Source organism: Pseudacidovorax sp. 1753, assembly GCF_040544975.1.
In the GTDB taxonomy this organism is placed as follows: domain Bacteria; phylum Pseudomonadota; class Gammaproteobacteria; order Burkholderiales; family Burkholderiaceae_C; genus Xenophilus.
Genome location: NZ_JBEPKY010000028.1, coordinates 25,379 through 43,174 on the forward strand (window position 1 = coordinate 25,379; position 17,796 = coordinate 43,174).

Annotated in this window: 13 protein-coding genes and 1 pseudogene; 6 read left to right on the forward strand and 8 right to left on the reverse strand. The window is 70.8% G+C overall.

Annotated elements, in window-relative coordinates; genetic code table 11:
* Window positions 1-31 precede the first annotated feature (31 nt).
* The 5 genes from ABIC63_RS26515 to hemA form a co-directional block, all read right to left on the reverse strand.
* Window positions 32-1,030 (reverse strand): AAA family ATPase, encoded by a 999-nt coding sequence (locus tag ABIC63_RS26515; protein ID WP_354321954.1) that lies wholly within the window; start codon window positions 1,028-1,030, stop codon window positions 32-34.
* Window positions 1,031-1,288: 258 nt separating this feature from the next.
* Window positions 1,289-1,612 (reverse strand): Grx4 family monothiol glutaredoxin, encoded by a 324-nt coding sequence (grxD, locus tag ABIC63_RS26520; RefSeq protein ID WP_017761179.1) that lies wholly within the window; start codon window positions 1,610-1,612, stop codon window positions 1,289-1,291.
* Window positions 1,613-1,650: 38 nt separating this feature from the next.
* Window positions 1,651-2,601 carry a peptide chain release factor N(5)-glutamine methyltransferase gene (gene prmC, locus ABIC63_RS26525; RefSeq protein WP_502935916.1) on the reverse strand — a complete coding sequence of 317 codons (951 nt, stop codon included), beginning with the start codon at window positions 2,599-2,601 and terminating at the stop codon, window positions 1,651-1,653.
* On the reverse strand, window positions 2,598-3,683 hold the full coding sequence (gene prfA / locus ABIC63_RS26530) for a peptide chain release factor 1 (protein WP_294376966.1): 1,086 nt from the start codon (window positions 3,681-3,683) through the stop codon (window positions 2,598-2,600). Before prfA ends, prmC begins: the two co-directional genes overlap by 4 nt.
* A 110-nt stretch (window positions 3,684-3,793) precedes the next feature.
* Entirely contained in the window at window positions 3,794-5,080 is a 1,287-nt protein-coding gene (gene hemA / locus ABIC63_RS26535; protein WP_354321955.1) for a glutamyl-tRNA reductase, read from the reverse strand.
* Window positions 5,081-5,171: 91 nt separating this feature from the next.
* Here hemA and ABIC63_RS26540 point away from each other — a divergent pair, with 91 nt between their 5' ends.
* The 6 genes and pseudogenes from ABIC63_RS26540 to ABIC63_RS26570 all read left to right on the forward strand — a co-directional run bounded on the left by ABIC63_RS26540 (window position 5,172) and on the right by ABIC63_RS26570 (window position 13,311).
* Window positions 5,172-5,447 (forward strand): hypothetical protein, encoded by a 276-nt coding sequence (locus ABIC63_RS26540; RefSeq protein WP_354321956.1) that lies wholly within the window; start codon window positions 5,172-5,174, stop codon window positions 5,445-5,447.
* 95 nt (window positions 5,448-5,542) lie between these two features.
* The gene (locus tag ABIC63_RS26545; RefSeq protein WP_354321957.1) at window positions 5,543-6,232 is read left to right on the forward strand and encodes a TetR/AcrR family transcriptional regulator; all 690 of its coding nucleotides are present in this window, start codon (window positions 5,543-5,545) and stop codon (window positions 6,230-6,232) included.
* Window positions 6,229-8,142: an alkyl/aryl-sulfatase gene (locus tag ABIC63_RS26550; protein ID WP_354321958.1), complete on the forward strand. Its 1,914-nt coding sequence runs from the start codon at window positions 6,229-6,231 to the stop codon at window positions 8,140-8,142. Before ABIC63_RS26545 ends, ABIC63_RS26550 begins: the two co-directional genes overlap by 4 nt.
* A gap of 89 nt (window positions 8,143-8,231) precedes the next feature.
* Window positions 8,232-9,901: pseudogene (locus ABIC63_RS26560) on the forward strand (GMC family oxidoreductase).
* Between the two features lie 74 nt (window positions 9,902-9,975).
* On the forward strand, window positions 9,976-12,291 hold the full coding sequence (locus ABIC63_RS26565) for an arylsulfatase (RefSeq protein ID WP_354321961.1): 2,316 nt from the start codon (window positions 9,976-9,978) through the stop codon (window positions 12,289-12,291).
* A gap of 51 nt (window positions 12,292-12,342) precedes the next feature.
* Window positions 12,343-13,311 (forward strand): Bug family tripartite tricarboxylate transporter substrate binding protein, encoded by a 969-nt coding sequence (locus ABIC63_RS26570; protein ID WP_354321962.1) that lies wholly within the window; start codon window positions 12,343-12,345, stop codon window positions 13,309-13,311.
* 94 nt (window positions 13,312-13,405) lie between these two features.
* Here the strand turns inward: ABIC63_RS26570 and ABIC63_RS26575 are convergent, their stop codons facing one another.
* The 3 genes from ABIC63_RS26575 to ABIC63_RS26585 all read right to left on the reverse strand — a co-directional run bounded on the left by ABIC63_RS26575 (window position 13,406) and on the right by ABIC63_RS26585 (window position 17,726).
* Window positions 13,406-15,859: a DUF3772 domain-containing protein gene (locus tag ABIC63_RS26575; protein ID WP_354321963.1), complete on the reverse strand. Its 2,454-nt coding sequence runs from the start codon at window positions 15,857-15,859 to the stop codon at window positions 13,406-13,408.
* A 118-nt stretch (window positions 15,860-15,977) separates the two neighbouring features.
* On the reverse strand, window positions 15,978-16,715 hold the full coding sequence (gene ugpQ, locus ABIC63_RS26580) for a glycerophosphodiester phosphodiesterase (protein ID WP_354321964.1): 738 nt from the start codon (window positions 16,713-16,715) through the stop codon (window positions 15,978-15,980).
* Window positions 16,716-17,726 carry a sn-glycerol-3-phosphate import ATP-binding protein UgpC gene (locus ABIC63_RS26585; protein WP_294376936.1) on the reverse strand — a complete coding sequence of 337 codons (1,011 nt, stop codon included), beginning with the start codon at window positions 17,724-17,726 and terminating at the stop codon, window positions 16,716-16,718.
* Between the last annotated feature and the right edge of the window lie 70 nt (window positions 17,727-17,796).

Below are 17,796 nucleotides of genomic sequence, written 5' to 3' on the forward strand. Positions count from 1 at the left end.
CGCGGCCCGGGACGCCCTCCGTGGCGTCGGGTTACTGCACGAAGCCGATGCGTGTGCGCTGGCTGCCGGCGCTGCGCGGCAGGTCGTCCGCCTGCATCTGCTCGCGCCGGGCCAGGCGGGCATTGCCGAAGCCGGTCATCAGCGCGCGCCGCATCTCGCGCGGCGCCAGGCTGGCGAGCACGTCCAGCACGTCGTCGGCCGGCTCGGCAGCCAGGTGGCGGCCCCAGTCGTGCTCGGCCCGGATGGAGAGGTACAGGTTGCGGGCGATGCGCCGCGCCTGCTCGGCCGAGGGCGCCTCGATCTCGAACACATTCATCCGGTTGAGGATGGGCTCGGGCACGCTGCGCTCGTCGTTGGCGGTGGTGATCCAGATGACCTGGCTGGCGTCGATGGCCACCTCGGCGAACTCGTCGACGAAATGGTGCGCGGTGTCGTGCTCCAGCAGGCCGTAGAGCGCGCCGAGTGGGTCGTACTGCGCGTCGGCACTGGCCTTGTCGATCTCGTCCACCACGATCACCGGGTTGGCGTACTGGCCGTCCACCAGCGCCTCGAACACCTTGCCGGGCTTGGCGCCCTTCCATTGCGAGGAGGCGCCGGAGAGCAGCCATCCGGCCGTCATCGAGCTCATCGGCACCAGTTGCATGCCGGTGCCCAGCAGCTCCGCCAGCTTGCGGGCGAAATGGGTCTTGCCGATGCCGGGTGGGCCGAGGAGCAGCATGGGCGTCACTTCCAGGCCGTCGCGGCTGTCCTGGGCCAGCGCGACGTGGCGGCGGACGTCGTCCAGCGCATCGGTGAAATTGGGGAGCTGCTCGTAGAGGGCCGCCATGTCGGGCACCCCGGAAGGTTTGACCTGGAAGCGCTCCGGGCCGCGCTCGAGCATGCGGGTGTAGGTGCTGCGCAAGGTCTCGTGATCGCGCTCGGGCAGCTTGGCGAGCCGGCGCTCGACCTCATGCGTCTCGTAGACGCTGCGCAGCTGCGCCACGGGCAGCTGGAAGCCTGCGCTGGTGGGGACGAGACTGCGGGAATCCATCGGGAACACCTCCGTATCGAACAACAACACCTGGTGCGATACAGCATAAGACGTGCCCGCGCCGCGTGCACACGGACCGCAGGGGGCCGACAGCCAATGTGGCCTGGCGACTACAAGAGAGTAGGCGGTGCTCGAGGCGCGTGCGCATCAGCCGAGGCCGGGTCGGACGAGGCGGGTGCCGCCCAAAGCAATTCGGCCCGCACGCAGCGAGCCGAATCGAAGCCGGGCTGGCCGGCGGTGGAGAGGTGCCCTGCGTCCTCAGGCGGCCTGGGTCAGCATCTGCTGCAGTTCGCCGGACTCGTACATCTCCATCATGATGTCCGAACCACCCACGAACTCGCCCTTGACGTAGAGCTGCGGGATGGTGGGCCAGTTGCTGTATTCCTTGATGCCCTGGCGGATCTCGGCGTCGTCCAGCACGTTGACCGTGGTCAGCGCCTTGGTGTCGACGCCGCAGGCCTTCAGGATCTGGACGGCGCGGCCGGAGAAGCCGCACATGGGAAAGCTCGCGTTGCCCTTCATGAAGAGCACGACATCACTCGACTTCACGATGCCGTCGATGCGTTGCTGAACGTCGCTCATGGGGTTTCCTGTGGGTGGTGGGGTGATAAGGACGTGGATTATTTCACCGGGGCCCAGGTTCCGCCGGTGCAGCGGGCAATGCCGGACAGATCGTGGCGGTGCTGGATGTCGGCAAAACCCGCGGCCGCCAGCAACTGGCGCACGGCGGCAGCCTGGTCGTGGCCGTGTTCCAGCAGCAGCCGGCCACCGGGCAAGAGGTGGCCGGGCGCGGCGCGGACGATCTGCCGCAGGTCGTCCAGACCATCGGCGCCGGCCACCAGCGCCGAGCGCGGCTCGTGGCGCAGGGCGGGAAGGTGCGGGTCGCCCTCGGCGATGTAGGGCGGGTTGCTGACGATGAGGTCGTAGCCGCTCGGGGGAGCGCCGTCCAGCCAGGAGGCCTGGCGGAAGGCGACGGGCAGGCCGAGCCGCTGGGCGTTCGCCGCGGCCACCGCGAGTGCATCGGCGCTGGCATCGACCGCCTCGACCCGCGCATCGGGCCGGAAGCGCTGCAGCGCCAGGGCGATGGCGCCGCTGCCGGTGCCCAGGTCGAGCACGCGCGGGGCGTGGTAGCCCTCCAGGCAGGTAAGGGCCCAGTCGACCAGCGTTTCGGTGTCCGGGCGCGGCACCAGCACGCGGGCATCCACCTGGAGGTCGAGGCCATGGAATTCCTTCTCGCCGAGCAGGTAGGCGGCGGGTTCGCCTGCCAGGCGCCGTCGGAAGAGGGCGGCGACGCGCGACCATTCGCCGGGATCGAGCGGGTCGCCGTCGTGCGTCAGCAGCCAGGCCCGGTCGTGCGGCGCCCGGCCCAGCGCGAAGAGCAGCAGCAACTGGGCATCGAGCCGATCGAGGCCGACGCGCAGGCCGGCCTGCAGGGCGGCGGCGACGCTCGGTGGGGCGGCTTTTGCGGACAAGTGAGCGGACGTGGCGGCCGCTGGCGCGGGCGCGGCGCTCGCGGCCTCGGCCCCCGCCGTGGTGTCATCGCCAGCCGGCATGCTCGGGCGACCGCTCATGCCTGGCTCGCCTCCAGCTCCGCCAGCTGCTCGGCCTCGCGCGCGGCCTGCAGCGCATCGAGCACCTCGCCCAGGTCGCCTTCCATCACCGCGCCCAGCTTGTAGAGGGTGAGGTTGATGCGGTGGTCGGTGAGCCGGCCCTGCGGGAAGTTGTAGGTGCGGATGCGGTCGCTGCGGTCGCCGCTGCCGATCAGTCCCTTGCGCAGTGCGGCCTCCTTGGCGGCGCGCTCGCTGCGCTCCTTTTCCTGCAGCCGGGCCTGCAGCACCTGCAGCGCCTTGGCCTTGTTGCTGTGCTGGCTGCGGCCGTCCTGGCATTCGGCGACCAGGCCGGTGGGCAGGTGCACCACGCGCACGGCCGAGTCGGTCTTGTTGATGTGCTGGCCGCCGGCGCCGCTGGCGCGAAAGGTGTCGATGCGCAGGTCGGCGGGGTTCAGCGTGATGGCCTGCGTCTCGTCGGGCTCGGGCATCACGGCCACGGTGCAGGCGCTGGTGTGGATGCGGCCCTGGGTCTCGGTGGCGGGCACGCGCTGAACGCGGTGGCCGCCGGATTCGAAGCGCAGCCGGCCGTAGGCGCCGTCGGCTTCGACGCGCAGCACCACTTCCTTGTAGCCGCCGATCTCGCTCTCGCTGGCGCTCATGATCTCCAGCTTCCAGCCCTGGCTGGCGGCATGGCGGGTGTACATGCGCGCCAGGTCGCCGGCGAACAGGGCCGACTCGTCGCCACCGGTGCCGGCGCGGATTTCGAGGAAGGCGTTGCGCGCATCGTCCGGGTCCTTGGGAAGCAGCAGGCGCTGGAGCTCATCCTCCAACTGCTGAAGCTCGGCGGTGGCGGCGGCGATCTCCTCCTGCGCCATCTCGGCCATGTCCGGGTCACCCAGCATGTCGCGGGCGCCGGCCAAGTCGGTCTCGCGCTGCCGGTAGCGGGCCCAGCGCCCGGCGATGGCCGTGACCTCGGCATGCTCGCGTGATAGCACGCGGTACTGCGCCATGTCGGCCATGATGTCCTCGCGCGAGAGCAGGAAGTCGAGCTCTTCCAGGCGCTGGGCGAAGCGTTCGAGTTGGTGGCGGAGGAAGTCTTTCACGGGCGAAGCGGAAGGGGGGACGGGGCCGTGCGGCAAGGGCGGCGCAAGGCGGTTGCGCGGCGGAAGTGAGCAGCCCCCCGTGCAGAGGAGGCTTCAGCGAGCGAGCGTCGCTAGTTGTCGCGGCGCGGGTCGCCGTTGCGCAGGAAGAGCCGGCTCACCGTCTGCGCCGTCTGCTCGCGGTGGGTGGCGTCGCCGGCGTGCAGTTCGGCCAGGGCGCCGTGCAGCATCTTCTGCGTGAGGCCGCGCGACAGGGCCTCCAGCACCGCCTCGACATCGTCGCCGCGGGCGAGCTGGCGGCGGGCGCGGGCCAATTCGGCCGTGCGCCAGGCATCGGTCTGGGCCTGCAACTGCTGGATCAGCGGCACGCTGCTGCGCTGGTCCATCCAGTGCAGGAAGTTCTGCACCCCGGCATCGATGATGGCCTCGGCCTGGGCGACGGCGGCCTGGCGGCTGGCCTCGCCCTGGCGCACCACATGGGCAAGGTCGTCCACGGTGTAGAGGTAGACGTCTTCCAGCGCCTTGACCTCCGGCTCGATGTCGCGCGGCACGGCCAGGTCGACCATGAACATGGGCCGGTGCTTGCGCACCTTGAGTGCCCGTTCCACGGCACCGAGGCCGATCAGCGGCAGGGTGCTGGCGGTGCAACTGACCACGATGTCGAACTCGGCCAGGCGGCCAGGCAGGTCGGCCAGGCGCATGGCCTCGCCGCCCAGGCGGCTGGCGAGCTTCTCGCCGCGCTCGAGCGTGCGATTGGCGATGACGATGCTGGCGGGCTGGCGCGCGGCGAAATGGGTGGCGGCCAGGTCGATCATTTCGCCGGCGCCGACGAAGAGCACGCGGGTCTCGCGCAGGTCCTCGAAGAGCTGGCCGGCCAGCCGAACGGCAGCGGCGGCCATGCTGATGGAATGCGCGCCGATCTCGGTGGAGGTACGCACTTCCTTGGCGACGGCGAAGGAGCGCTGGAACAGCTGGTTGAGCGTGGTGCCCAGCGCGCCGGCCGTCTCGGCGGCGCGGATGGCGTCCTTCATCTGGCCCAGGATCTGGGCCTCGCCCAGCACCATGGAGTCGAGGCCGCTGGCCACGCGGAAGGCATGGCGCGCGGCCTGGCCATCGGTGAGCGTGTAGGTGTGGGAGCGAAGCAGGGCCGGCGAGACGCCGCCGCTGCCGGCCAGCCAGTCGACCGTGTGCTCCAGCGCGGGGCGGTCGGCGGCGCAGTAGATCTCGGTGCGGTTGCAGGTGGAGAGGATGGCGGCCTCCACCGGCGGATGGCCGCGCAGGCCCACGGCGCTGCGCAGACTCTGCAGGGTGGGTGCGATCTGGTCGACGGCAAACGCGAAGCGGCCGCGCAGGTCGAGCGGCGCGGTCGTGTGGTTCAAGCCGAGTGCCCAGACTGCCATAACCGCGCATTATAAAATTTGCGCCCCTCTTCGGCGCCTTGCACTGCAGCAAACCCTCCTATCGCAGTCATTGGCGGACGCATCGCGGCGCATGTCTCCCCTCCAGTTTCTCGATCACCTGCTGAATTTCGTGGCGCCTGCCGTGGTCGTGGCGGGGTTGCTGGCCCTGGGCTTGCGCGTGCTGCAACGCGCACGCTCGCTGCGCGTGCCGTTGTGGAAGCAGGTGGCAATCACCACCGGGGCCGGCGTCGTGACGCTGCTCGGTGGCCTGGTGCTGACGGGTCACGACGGGCGGATGGCGACTTATGCGGCGCTGGCGCTGGTCGCCGGCACCGTGCAGTGGGCCCTGCTGCGCGGCGGACGCTGAGCCGGTCCTTTCCTCATTCCTGCGGGTAAGCCCGAGCTTCCGACGCCGTTGTTCACGCCATAACATGAATATGAATTCATGTTCATGTTGAGTCGATGCAGGAAGAACTCGTCCAGAAAGCCGCCGGCACGCTGCCGGCGCAGCATGCCGTCGCACCCAAGCGCCCGCGCGGCCAGGAGCGACAGCAGGCGCTGATCGAAGCCGGGCTGCAGCTGACGGCCAGCCGCCGCTGGTCCGAGGTGACGGTCAGCGACATCGCCCAGGCCATCGGCTGCTCGGTCGGCACCTTCTACACGCGCTTCCACAACAAGGAGGCCTACTTCGCCGTGCTGCAGCAGCTGCTGGCGGAGGTGCTTCAACAGCGGCTCGACGCCTTCCACGCCGCGCCGGAGCGCGAGGGCGAGACGCCCGCGCAGTTCCTGCAGGCCTGGGTGGGGCTGATGGTCCATTCCTTCCGGCTGCACCGCGGGCTCTATGCCGCAGCGCTGGGGCAGACCCAGCAGCAGCCGCGCGACGCCAACACGGCGCATCCGCTCGCGAAGCTGCGGTTGGTCACGCGCGGACGGCTGGTGGCGGCCATGGCGCGCTGGCCGCAGTGGCAGGGCGAGGTCGCCGCCGCGCGCCTGGGCTTCGCGCACCAGATGCTGCACGGGCTGCTGGTCAGCGCCGTGCTCACCGACCCGGGGCCCGTCCGGCTGGACGAAGCCGCCCTGGTCGCGCAGACCGCCGAGGCGCTCGGCGCCTACCTGGGCATCGCGCCCGACCACCGGGACAACCAGCCATGAAGACCGCCTACGGCCCCACCCTCGACCTCCAGCGCCTGGCCGCGGCCGGCGCGCCGCCGGAGGACGGCGAGGACTTCGACGACGCCCGCCGCGGCTTCCTCGGTAGCGACGACGAGGCCGAGGTGGCCGGCGTCTCCGGCGCGCCGGTCTGGAGTCTGCGCCCCTACGCCTTCCTTGACGACGAGACGCCGGCGCCCACCGTCAATCCGGCCCTCTGGCGGCAGGCGCGGCTCAACCGCATCCACGGGCTGTTCCAGGTCACGCCACGGATCTTTCAGGTGCGCGGCTACGACCTGGCCAACATCACCTTCATCGAGGGCGACGAAGGCCTGGTCGCCCTCGACGCCCTCACGGTGCCCGAGACCGCCGCCGCGGCGCTGCGCCTCTACCGGCGCCTGCGCGACCCCGAGGGCCGCCGGCCGCTGCACACGGTGATCTACAGCCACAGCCACAGCGACCACTTCGGCGGCGTCGCCGGCCTGGTCTCGCAGAAGGACGTGGATGCCGGCCGGGTGCAGGTGATCGCGCCCGTGGGCTTCATGCACCACGCCGTGGCCGAGAACGTGATCGGCGGCGTCGCCATGGCGCGGCGGGCGCAGTTCCAGTTCGGCCACACGCTGCCGGTGGGCGCGGACGGCCAGGTGGATGCCGGCCTGGGCAAGAGCCTGCCGCGCGGCCGGCCCTCGCTGATCGCGCCCACCTGGGAGATCGTGCAGGACGTCGAAGCCCACACCATCGACGGCGTGGCCATTGAGTTCCAGCTGGCGCCCGACACCGAGGCGCCCGCCGAGATGCACTTCTACTTTCCGGGCGAGCGCGCCCTGAACCTGGCCGAGAACGCCACGCGCACGCTGCACAACCTCTGTCCGCTGCGGGGCGCCAAGGTGCGCGATTCGCTGGCCTGGTCCAAGTACCTGCACCAGGCGCTGCAGCGCTGGGGCGATCGCAGCGACGTGGCGCTGGCCCAGCACCACTGGCCTACCTGGGGCCAGGACCGGGTGCAGGGCTTCCTGCGCGAGCAGCGCGATCTGTACCGCTGGCTGCACGACCAGACCGTACGCCTGATGAGCCACGGCCTCAAGTCGGCCGAGATCGCCGAAGGGCTGACCATGCCGGGCCCGCTGGCGCGGCGCTGGCATGCGCGCGGCTTCTACGGCACGGTCTCGCACAACGTGAAGGCCATCTACCAGCACTACCTGTCCTGGTACGACGCCCATCCGGCCAACCTGCATGCGCATCCGCCGGTGGCGGCGGCCGAGCGCTACGTGCGCTACATGGGCGGCATCGACGCGCTGGTCGAGCGCGCGCGCGAGGACCTGGCGCGCGGCGATTACCGCTGGGTGGCCGAGGTCATGAAGCATGCCGTCTATGCGCACCCAGACCACGCCGGCGCCCGCGCGCTGGCCGCCGAGGCGCTGGAGCAGATGGGCTTCGCCGCCGAATCCGCCACCTGGCGCAATGCCTTCCTGCTGGGCGCGCGCGAGTACCGCGAGGGCCCGCCCGCCGCGCCGGCCGTGCCCGGCGGCAGCGCCATGCTGGCGGCGCTGGGCAACGGCCTGCTCTTCGACGCGCTGGCCGTGCGCCTGAACGCGCCCCGCGCCGGCGAACTGGCCTGCGTGGTGGGCCTGCACCTGGTCGACAGCGGCGAGCACTGGCGGCTGGAACTGTCCAACGGCGCATTGAGCCCCATCCGCGTGCCGTCGGCCGAAGCGCCCTGCGACGTGCACCTGACGCTGCCGCGCCGTGCTCTCAACGCGCTGCTGGCGCGGCAGCAGACGCTGCCGGAGTTGGTGGGCGCCGGCGAGGCGCAGCTGCGCGGCGACGCCAGCCTGCTGCCGCGCTTCTTTGGCCTGCTCGACAACTTCAGCGGCAGCTTCCCGGTGGTCGACGCGGCTCGCTGGCCTGACTGACGTCCGCACGCGCGAGGTCGCCGCGCAACGTGCGGCGGCCGGCCAGCGCCCCGACTCCCGATTCCTCCCCAGCGTTCAGGAGACGCGCCATGCCCCAGAACAACCACCAGGAAGAGCACTTCGACTACGTCATCGTCGGCGGCGGCACCGCCGGCTGCACGCTGGCGGGCCGGCTGAGCGAGGATCCGCGCGTCACCGTCGCCCTGCTCGAAAGCGGCGGCAGCGATGCTAGCGGCTGGGTGACCGTGCCCATGGGCTGATCGGCACCGTGCCCACGCGACGCATGAACTGGGCCTTCGAGACCGAGCCGCAGCCCGGTCTGGGCGGCCGTCGCGGCTACCAGCCGCGCGGCAGGGTGCTGGGCGGCAGCTCGTCGATCAACGCCATGATCTACGTGCGCGGCCATCCCTCCGACTACGACGAATGGGCCGCGCTCGGCTGTACCGGCTGGGGCTGGCAGGATGTATTGCCGTACTTCCTGCGCGGCGAGGGCAACACGTCGCTGCCGGCCTCCGCCCTGCATGCGACGGATGGGCCGGTGAAGGTCTCCAACATCCGTTCGCCGGCCGCCTTCAACGAGCGCTTCCTGGAGGCGGGGGTGCAGTGCGGCTACGTGCTCAACCCGGACTTCAACGGCGCGCAGCAGGAGGGCGTGGGCTGGTTCCAGGTCACGCAGAACGGCGGCGAGCGCTGGAATGCGCAGCGCGCCTACCTGGCACCGGCGCGCAACCGCCCGAACCTGCGCGTGATCACCGGCGCCCACGCCCTGGGCCTGCGCATGGAAGGGCGACGCGTGAACGGCGTGGACGTGTCGGTCGGCGGCCAGCGCCGCAGCCTGACGGCCCGCGCCGAGACCCTGCTGTGCGCCGGTGCCTTCGGCAGTCCGCAACTGCTGATGCTCTCGGGCATCGGGCCGGCCGAGGCACTGCAGGCGCAGGGCATCGCGGTGCGGCACGCGCTGCCGGGCGTGGGCCGCAACCTGCAGGACCATCTGGACTGCGTGCTGTCGCGGCGCTGGTTCGACCTGGAACTCTTCGGCCGCACGCCGCAGGGCCTGGTGTCGCTGTTCCAGCACTGGGGCCGCTGGCGCCGCCAGCGCGAAGGCTGCTTCAGCACCAACTTCAACGAGGCCGGCGCCTTCCTGTGCAGCCGGCCCGGGCTGCCCCGGCCCGACATCGGTCTGCATTTCTCGCGTGCCCAGGTGCAGGACCATGGCCGTCGCCAGATGCCCGGCCATGGTTACGGCCTGCATGCCTGCGTGCTGAGGCCGGCGTCGCGTGGCACGGTGGGCCTGCACAGTGCCGACCCGCATGCGGCGCCGCGCATCGACCCGGCCTTCCTCTCCAATCCGCAGGACATGGCGGCCATGGTCGAGGCCTACCGCATCTGCCGCCGCATCCTCGCCGCGCCGGCCTTCGCCGACGTGCGCGGCATTCCCGGCCGCGCCGAGCCCGACCCGGCCGACCGCATGGGCGTGGAGGCCTACATCCGTGCCACCGCCGACACCATCTACCACCCCGTCGGCACCTGCCGCATGGGGCAGGACGCGCAGGCCGTCACTGATCCTGAACTTCGCGTGCACGGCCTGGACGGAGTGCGAGTGGTCGACGCGTCGGTCATGCCGCGGCTGATCGGCGGCAACACCAACGCGCCGACCTACATGCTGGCGGAGAAGGCGGTCGACCTGATCCGCGGACGCACCGCGCCGGCTGCAGCGACCGCATCGGTGACCGAATCGGCTGCCCTCTCGCTCGCGTAGTCCGTCCCGCCCCAGACTGCCACCAGCCGCCCATCGCCCGCCCGCTCAGGCACCGACGACCCAGGAGTCCGCCCATGCCCGCCGCCCAACCGCCCGAAGCCCCCGCCTACCAGGGCCACGCCGGCCGAACCCTGGCCGAATCCCGCCCCTGGTGGCCCGAGCCCGCCCGTCCCAAGCCCGGCACGCCCAACGTGCTGGTGGTGCTGTTCGACGACGTCGGTTTCTCCGACTTCGGCTGCTACGGCTCCGACATCGCCACGCCCACCATCGACGCGCTGGCACGGCAGGGCGTGCGCTGCACCGGCTTCCACACCACGGCCATGTGCTCGACCACGCGCGCCTCGCTGCTCACGGGGCGCAACCACCATGCGGTGGGCATGGGCTGCCTGGCCAACTTCGACTCGGGCTACCCCGGCTACCGCGGCAAGATCGCGCGCGACGCGCCCACGCTGGCCGAGATGCTGCGTCCACACGGCTACAACAACTACATGGTCGGCAAGTGGCATGTCACGCCCGTCAGCGAGACCGGCCCCGGCGGCCCCTACGACGGCTGGCCGCTGCGCCGCGGCTTCGACCGCTTCTATGGCTTCCTCGATGCCGAGACCGACCAGTACAGCCCCGAGCTGGTCCAGGACAACACGTTGATCGCCGCGCCCGGCACCTACGAGACCGGCTATCACCTGACCGAGGACCTGGTGACCCAGGCCATCCGCATGATCGCGGACCACCAGGCCGACCGGCCGCGCCAGCCCTGGTTCACCTTTCTGGCGCTCGGTGCCTGCCACGCGCCGCATCAAGCGCCGGCCGAACTCATCGCGCACTATGACCAGCGCTTCGCCCACGGCTGGGACGAGGAGCGCGCCCGCCGCCTGGCGCGCCAGATCGCCATGGGCGTCGTGCCGCCCGGCACGCAACTGCCCGAGCGAAACCCCGGCGTGGAGGCATGGGACGACCTTCCGCCCGAGCAGCAGCGCCTGTTCACCCGCCTGCAGGCCGCCTATGCCGCCATGCTCGACCATGCCGACCGGCATCTGGGGCGGCTCGTCGCCTTCCTGGAGGAAGCGGGCCTGCGCGATGACACGCTGATCCTCGTGCTCTCCGACAACGGCGCCAGCCAGGAGGGCGGCCCGCTCGGCATGGTCAATGCCATGGGCCCCTTCAACCTGCTGCAGGAGACGCTGCAGACCAAGCTCGCCCGCATCGACGACATCGGGGGGCCCGACACCCACAGCAACTTCCCTTACGGCTGGGCCATGACGGCCAACACGCCGCTCAAGCGCTACAAGCAGAACACGCATGGCGGTGGCATCCGCGATCCGCTGGTCGTCTCCTGGCCGCGCGGCATCGCCAGCGACGGGGCGCTGTGGAAGGGCTTCTGCCATGTGAGCGATCTGGCACCCACGGTGCTCGACCTTCTGAAGCTGGCGCCGCCCACGCAGGTGGAGGGCGTCGCCGCGCAGCCCATGACCGGCCAGAGCTTCGCCGCCTGCCTGCGTGACCCCGCCGCGGCCTGGCAGCGCGGGCCGCAGTACTTCGAGATGTTCGGCCACCGCGGCCTGTGGCACGAGGGCTGGAAGGCCGTGGCCTGGCATGCGGTCAACACGCCCTTCGAGGCCGACGTGTGGGAGCTCTACCACCTCGACGAGGACTTTTCGGAGACGCGCGACCTGGCCGCCGTGCATCCCGAGCGGCTGGAAGCACTCAAGACCCTGTGGTGGCGCGAGGCCGAGGCCAACCAGGTGCTGCCGCTGGACGACCGCTTCGCGCCGCGCTTCGCCGAGAACGGCCGGCGCGTGCACGGCCCGCGCACGCAGTTCGTGCTGCATGCCGGCATGGGCCACCTGCCCAACGACGTGGCGCCCGACGTGCGCAGTCGCGACTACCGCATCGAAGCCTACGTGCGCATCGACCGCGCCGATGCCCTGGGCGTACTGGTGGCCCATGGCGACGCCACCTGCGGCTACAGCCTGTACCTCAAGAACGGCCACCTGGTGCACGACATGAACGTCGGCGGGCGCCACCACCTCATCGTCTCGGAGCGCCCCTTCACGCCTGGCCACCATGTGCTGGGCCTGCAGATGCGGCTCGGGTCCTGGGTACGGGTGCGGCTGCCGGTGATCGGCATGACCATCATGCCCTCCACCCGCACCGCCACGCTGCTCATGGACGGCGAGCCGGTGGGCCGGCTGGACACGCGCATGCTGGGCTTCAACAGCCAGGTGTCCTTCTCGGGCCTGGACATCGGGCTGGACCGTGGCAGCCCGGTATCGCACTACGAGGCACCCTTTGTGCTTCAGGGGGCACGGCTTTTCCGCGTCGAGTACCAGCTCGATCCGCTGCAGCGCCTCGATCCTGAATTGCTGGCACTGGTGGAGATGGCCCGGCAATAGCGCTTTTCCCCGCATCGACAACACCGAACGACACAACCAGAGGAGAGACCCATGCAACGCCGAGAACTGCTTGCCGCCGGCCTGGCGGCCCTGCCTGCCTTCGCGCACCTGCCGTCGCGGGCGCAGACGCCCCTGCGCATCGTCACCACCGACCAGCCCGGCGGCGGCATGGACGCGCTGCTGCGGCCTCTGGCCGACCGCCTGGGCCAGAGCCTGGGACGCCCGGTTCTGGTCGAGAACCGCGCCGGCGCCCAGGGCCGCATCGGCGGACAGGTGGTCGCCAGCAGCCCGGCGGACGGCAACACGCTGCTGGTGACGGTCCAGGCCGGCGTGGTCATCAATCCGCAGGCCTATCCGAGCTGGCCGTACAACACGCTCACCGATCTGGTGCCGGTGACGGACATGGGCCGCGGGAGTCTGCTGCTGCTGACCGGCCCGTCGATGCCAGCCAACGACTTCGCGGGTCTGGCCAAATGGTTGCAGGCCCAGCCCAGGGGCAGCGTGAGCTACGGCACCTACAGCCCCGGCACCATCTCGCATTTCGGCGGCGTGCTGCTGGCCCAGTCGCTGGGCGTGGACATGGTGGCCGTGCACTACAAGGCCTCGGGCGATCAGGTGCGCGACATCGCCGGGGGACAGGTTGCGTTGGGCTGGGGCCCGGCGGCCGGCTCGGTGGGGCAACTGATCAAGGCCGGGCGCCTCAAGGCCATGGCCTATCTGGGGCCCAAGCGCCTGCCGGCCTTTCCTGAGGTGCCCACCATCCGGGAACTGGGCCATCCCTCCGTGGAGATGGATGGCTGGATCGGCGTCTTCGCGCCCCGCGGCACGCCTTCCGACGCGGTCGTACACCTCCAGCAGGAGATCGCCCGCGCCATCGCCGCGCCGCAGATGCGCGACCTGTACCTCAACGTCGGCTTTGCACCCGGTGGCGCGCCGCCGGCCGAATTCGCGCAGCTGGTCAAGTCGGACTGGCAGCGCTTCGGTGACACGATCCGGATGATGGATTACCGGCCCGAGTGAGCGGTGCCCGCGGAGCCTCCGTGCCTGCCGAGCACCCGCGCAATCGACGGCGACTGGCGGCTGGTTCCGGTCCTTACCGGCAGTCTTCTGCCGCTCAGGCCAGCGGCGCGGGCGCCGGCGGCATTGCCGCTACCACCGGCGTGACCAGCGGCAGGCCCGCGTGCTTGAAGTCCTCCAGCATGGTGAAGAGCAGGTCGCTCTTCACCCCGCCGGCCACGCGCGGGCTGTTGACGTAGGCGATGGCCTGGAAGATCAGCATGCCGTTCTCGATGCCTTCGAGCGACACCGACGGTGCCGGCGTCGGCAGGATGGACGGATGCGCCGCACAGGCCGCCAGCATCAGCTCGCGCACATGGCGTGCATCGCTGGCCAGCGGCATCGGCAGGCGGATCAGCACGCGGCCCTCGGCATTGGCCAGCGTCATGTTGCGCACGGTCTTGGTGATGAACTCCGAGTTGGGCACGATCACCGTGGAGCGGTCGGCCAGTTGGATCTCGGTGGCGCGCACGTTGATGCGCCGCACGTCGCCCTCGGTGGTGCCCAGCACCACCCAGTCGCCCACCTTCACCGGCCGCTCGGCCAGCAGGATCAGTCCCGAGATGAAGTTCTGCACGATGGCCTGCAGGCCGAAGCCGATGCCCACCGACAGCGCACTGGCGATCCAGGCGATGCGGTTGATGCCGATGCCCAGCGCCGACAGCGCCATCGCCACCACCAGCACGCCGCCCGCATAGCCCAGCAGCGTGGTGAGCGAGCTGCGCATGCCGGGCTCCAGGCCCGAGGCCGGGAAGTAGCGCGTGTCCAGCCAGACGCGCAGCACTCGCAGGGCGATGAAGCCCGCCACCAACACCGCCAGGGCGCTGAACAGGGCCGCGGGCACGAACTGGAATTCGCCCACCTGCAGGCCGCTGCCGAACTGGCCAGAGCGCTGCACCACCTCTTCCGGGCCTGTGCCCAGCGGCGCCATCAGCGTGATGACGAGATAGAAGAAAAGCGCGAGCCGAAGCACGCCAGACAGCAGCACCGCGGCCTGGTCGAGCCGGGTGGGCTGCAGGCCGAAGCTGGCCGCCAGCCGTTGCCCGGTGGCGCTGCGCGCCGCGAGCAGCGCCATGCACAGGTCGTCGACGAACTTGAACAGCACGTAGAAGGCACAGCCCACGATGCCGGTCCAGATCAGCTGGCTGGCCACCAGGCTGGCCAGCGCCACGTAGCCGCTGACGAGCAGCGCCACGACGGCCAGCAGCACCACGCCGACGAGCCCGCGCAGCAGGCCCACCCACACGGGGCGGATCGTCTGGGGGGGCACGGGGCCATCGCCGGCATCCGCACTGCCGCTGGCGTCGGTCCCGGAGCCGACCTGCGCCTCGCCGCCACCGCCCGTGGCCGCCGGACGCAGCCGGAACATCAGCAGCGCCACCAGCAGCGTCAGGGCGGCGGCCGTGGCCGCCTGGGTCGCCTGCAGGGCCGCATAGCTGGCTTCGACCAGCGCATTCACCTGCGCCGGGATCCACACCAGCGCGCCGACGATGGCGACCAGCAGCGGAAAGGGCCGCAGCCGCAGCGCCATGGCGTCCGCGATGGGCGGCAGGCGCCAGGAACGCCGCGCATTGGCCAGCAGGGCGCGGCCCAGGCTGAGCACGAAGGTCATGAACAGCGCGACGCCGATCAGCTCCTTGACCAGCTCCCGCGCCGCCTCGCCCAGCAACTGCCGGTCTTCCAGCAGTCCGCGAAAGCCGTGCAGCGCCAGCGCCACCAGCAACATGTTCACGAAGACCACGGCGATCACCAGCAATGATCGCCGTAGGCGTCCGCCGGGAAGGATGCGCTGCGCCAGCGCCACCAGGCCGCGCTCGGCCAGCATGTTGCCCAGCGTGATCAGCCCCAGCACCAGTAGCAGCGCGCTCAGCACGACGGCGCGGTTCGCGGGCGACAGGGCGGCGGAGGCGGCGGCGCGAAGTTCGTCCAGCAGAGGCTGCAGCCGGTCCCGGTCGTCGGGCCAAGCGTCGGCGATGCCACGCCAGAAGACCGGCGACAGCGGCGAGGCCGTGCGTTCGGTCAGGCGCGCCTCGAAATCCTGGCGGCGCTTGTTCAGCAGTTCGGTCGCGCGCTGCTGGGCATCGACCACCACCAGCCGCGCCAGGCGGATGTCGGCATCGACGCCATTGCGCTCGCGGGTGAGCGTGGCGCGCTGGCGCGTGATGTCGGGGTCTTCGGTGGTTCCGGCTGCCGGTGCCGGTCCGAGCTCGCCCAGGCGGGCATTCAGGTCGTTGAGCTGGCCCGTGCGCAGGTCGATCAGCTTCTGCGCCGCCGTGCCGATGGCATCGACCTGGCGCACCAGCAGGCGGGCCTCGTCGCTCGTCTCGGCCGATTTGGGCAGGGCCGTGAGCTGGGATCGCAGCGTGGCGATGTCGGCCGGTGCATCGGCCTGCGTGGCCGGGGTCGAGGCGCCGGAGGCGGGCTGGGCCCAGGCCGTGGGCAGGTGGGGCAGGCCCGTCCACAAGGCCAGCCAGAGGGCGAAGAGGCAGAGAAGACGCGGAGTCGGGCGCATCCGCTGGATCATAGGCAGCGCGGTCTGCCGGGCCTGTCGGCCGGCGCTGGCAGCGTGGGCATCGCATGCGATAGCCCCCGAGGCCCAAACCCTTCAAGCGCGCATGGGCGCCAGACGATCAGGCCGCCGGCGAGAACAGGTCGACCCGGTCCGTGATGATGCCGTCGGTGCCCAGATCGACGAGCCGCTGCGCCGCCCATTCGTCGTTCACCGTGTAGCTCAGCTGCCGGAAGCCGGCAGCGCGGGCGTCGGCCACGGTCTGCGCGTCCCACAGCGCATGGTTGCAGACGATGGCCACGCAGCCGAGCTGGCGGGCGATGTCCAGCCAGTCGCCGCGCATGGCGTCGAGCAGCAGGGCCCGAGGCAGGGTGGGAGCCGCATCGCGTGCAGCCGCGAGCGCATCGGGGCGGAAGGAGCTGAGCAGTGGCGGCACGGCCGCATCCGTCCACAGCCGCGCGGCCTCGCGCGCGACGGCGGCACCGGTCTGGGCGTCGGTACCGGGCGTGGGCTTGATCTCGATGTTGAGCAGATGGCCGTTCGCCAGGCAGAAGCGCGCCAGCGCGGCCAGCGTGGGCAGCGGCTCGCCGGCGTAGCGCCGCGAATGCCAGCCGCCCGCGTCGAGCTGAGACAGCGCGGCCCACGGCTGGTCGCCGCCGATGCCGGGCATGCCGGTGGTGCGCGCCAGCGTGGCGTCGTGCATCAGGAAGACCACACCATCCTGGCTGAGCTTGGCATCGCACTCGAACATGCGGTAGCCGTATTCCGCGCCGAGGCGGAAGGCGGCCAGCGTGTTCTCCGGCGCGAGCTTGCCGGCGCCGCGGTGGGCAATCCAGCGGGGATAGGGCCAGGGGGCCATTCAGGACTCCAGGCGCTTGCCCGATCCGGCGTCGAACCAGTGCAGCCGCTCTTCGCTGGCGCCCAGCCGCAGCGTGTCGCCGACCTTGGGCGCCGGCTTGTCGGCATCGGTGCGCATCACGATCTGCTCGTCGCCGATGCGGCCATAGACCAGCCGCTCGGCGCCCAGCAGCTCGACCTGTTCGACGTTCACGGTCCAGCCCGAATCGTGCGGCGCGATGTGCTCGGGGCGGATGCCGAGGATCTTGCCGCTCGGCACGCCCGGCGCGTTCTTCAGCAGGTTCATGGGTGGCGAGCCGATGAAGCTGGCCACGAAGGTGGTGGCGGGGCGGTGGTAGACCTCCTCGGGCGTGGCGAACTGGTCCATCACGCCGCCGTTCATCACGATGATGCGCTGGGCCAGCGTCATGGCCTCGACCTGGTCGTGCGTGACGAAGAGCGAGGTGATGCCCAGCTCGCGGTGCAGCTTCTGGATCTCCAGCCGGGTCTGGGCGCGCAGCTTGGCGTCCAGGTTCGACAGCGGCTCGTCGAACAGGAAGACCTGCGGCTGGCGCACGATGGCGCGGCCCATGGCTACGCGCTGGCGCTGGCCGCCCGACAGCTCGCGCGGCTTGCGCTCCAGCAGATGGCCCAGTTCGAGGATCTTGGCCGCCTTGTCCACCCGGGTCTTGATCTCGTCCTTCGGCACGCCCTGGATGCGCAATCCATAGGCCATGTTGTCGAAGTTGGTCATGTGTGGGTAGAGCGCGTAGTTCTGGAACACCATCGCGATGTCCCGCTTAGCCGGCTCCACGTCGTTGACCACCCGCCCGCCGATGGCGATCTCGCCGGCGGAGATTTCCTCCAGCCCCGCCACCATGCGCAGCAGCGTCGACTTGCCGCAGCCCGACGGCCCCACGATGACGACGAACTCGCCATCCCGGATATCGGCCGAAACGCCATGGATGACCTGGTTGGCCTTGGCGCCCTTGCCGTAGCGCTTGATGACGTTGCGAAGGGAAATACCGGACATAGGTGAGCTGGAAATAGGTTGCGACTAAATGGGCGCGCGATTTCATGCGGGAGACACCGCGGAACCGGCT

Excerpts from the sequence above, each read along its gene's own strand:
- ABIC63_RS26515 (WP_354321954.1), bottom strand. The coding sequence starts at position 1,030 with ATGGATTCCCGCAGTCTCGTCCCCACCAGCGCAGGCTTCCAGCTGCCC.
- grxD (WP_017761179.1), bottom strand. The coding sequence starts at position 1,612 with ATGAGCGACGTTCAGCAACGCATCGACGGCATCGTGAAGTCGAGTGAT.
- prmC (WP_502935916.1), bottom strand. The coding sequence starts at position 2,601 with ATGAGCGGTCGCCCGAGCATGCCGGCTGGCGATGACACCACGGCGGGG.
- hemA (WP_354321955.1), bottom strand. The coding sequence starts at position 5,080 with ATGGCAGTCTGGGCACTCGGCTTGAACCACACGACCGCGCCGCTCGAC.
- ABIC63_RS26540 (WP_354321956.1), top strand. The coding sequence starts at position 5,172 with ATGTCTCCCCTCCAGTTTCTCGATCACCTGCTGAATTTCGTGGCGCCT.
- ABIC63_RS26545 (WP_354321957.1), top strand. The coding sequence starts at position 5,543 with ATGCAGGAAGAACTCGTCCAGAAAGCCGCCGGCACGCTGCCGGCGCAG.
- ABIC63_RS26550 (WP_354321958.1), top strand. The coding sequence starts at position 6,229 with ATGAAGACCGCCTACGGCCCCACCCTCGACCTCCAGCGCCTGGCCGCG.
- ABIC63_RS26565 (WP_354321961.1), top strand. The coding sequence starts at position 9,976 with ATGCCCGCCGCCCAACCGCCCGAAGCCCCCGCCTACCAGGGCCACGCC.
- ABIC63_RS26570 (WP_354321962.1), top strand. The coding sequence starts at position 12,343 with ATGCAACGCCGAGAACTGCTTGCCGCCGGCCTGGCGGCCCTGCCTGCC.
- ABIC63_RS26575 (WP_354321963.1), bottom strand. The coding sequence starts at position 15,859 with ATGCGCCCGACTCCGCGTCTTCTCTGCCTCTTCGCCCTCTGGCTGGCC.
- ugpQ (WP_354321964.1), bottom strand. The coding sequence starts at position 16,715 with ATGGCCCCCTGGCCCTATCCCCGCTGGATTGCCCACCGCGGCGCCGGC.
- ABIC63_RS26585 (WP_294376936.1), bottom strand. The coding sequence starts at position 17,726 with ATGTCCGGTATTTCCCTTCGCAACGTCATCAAGCGCTACGGCAAGGGC.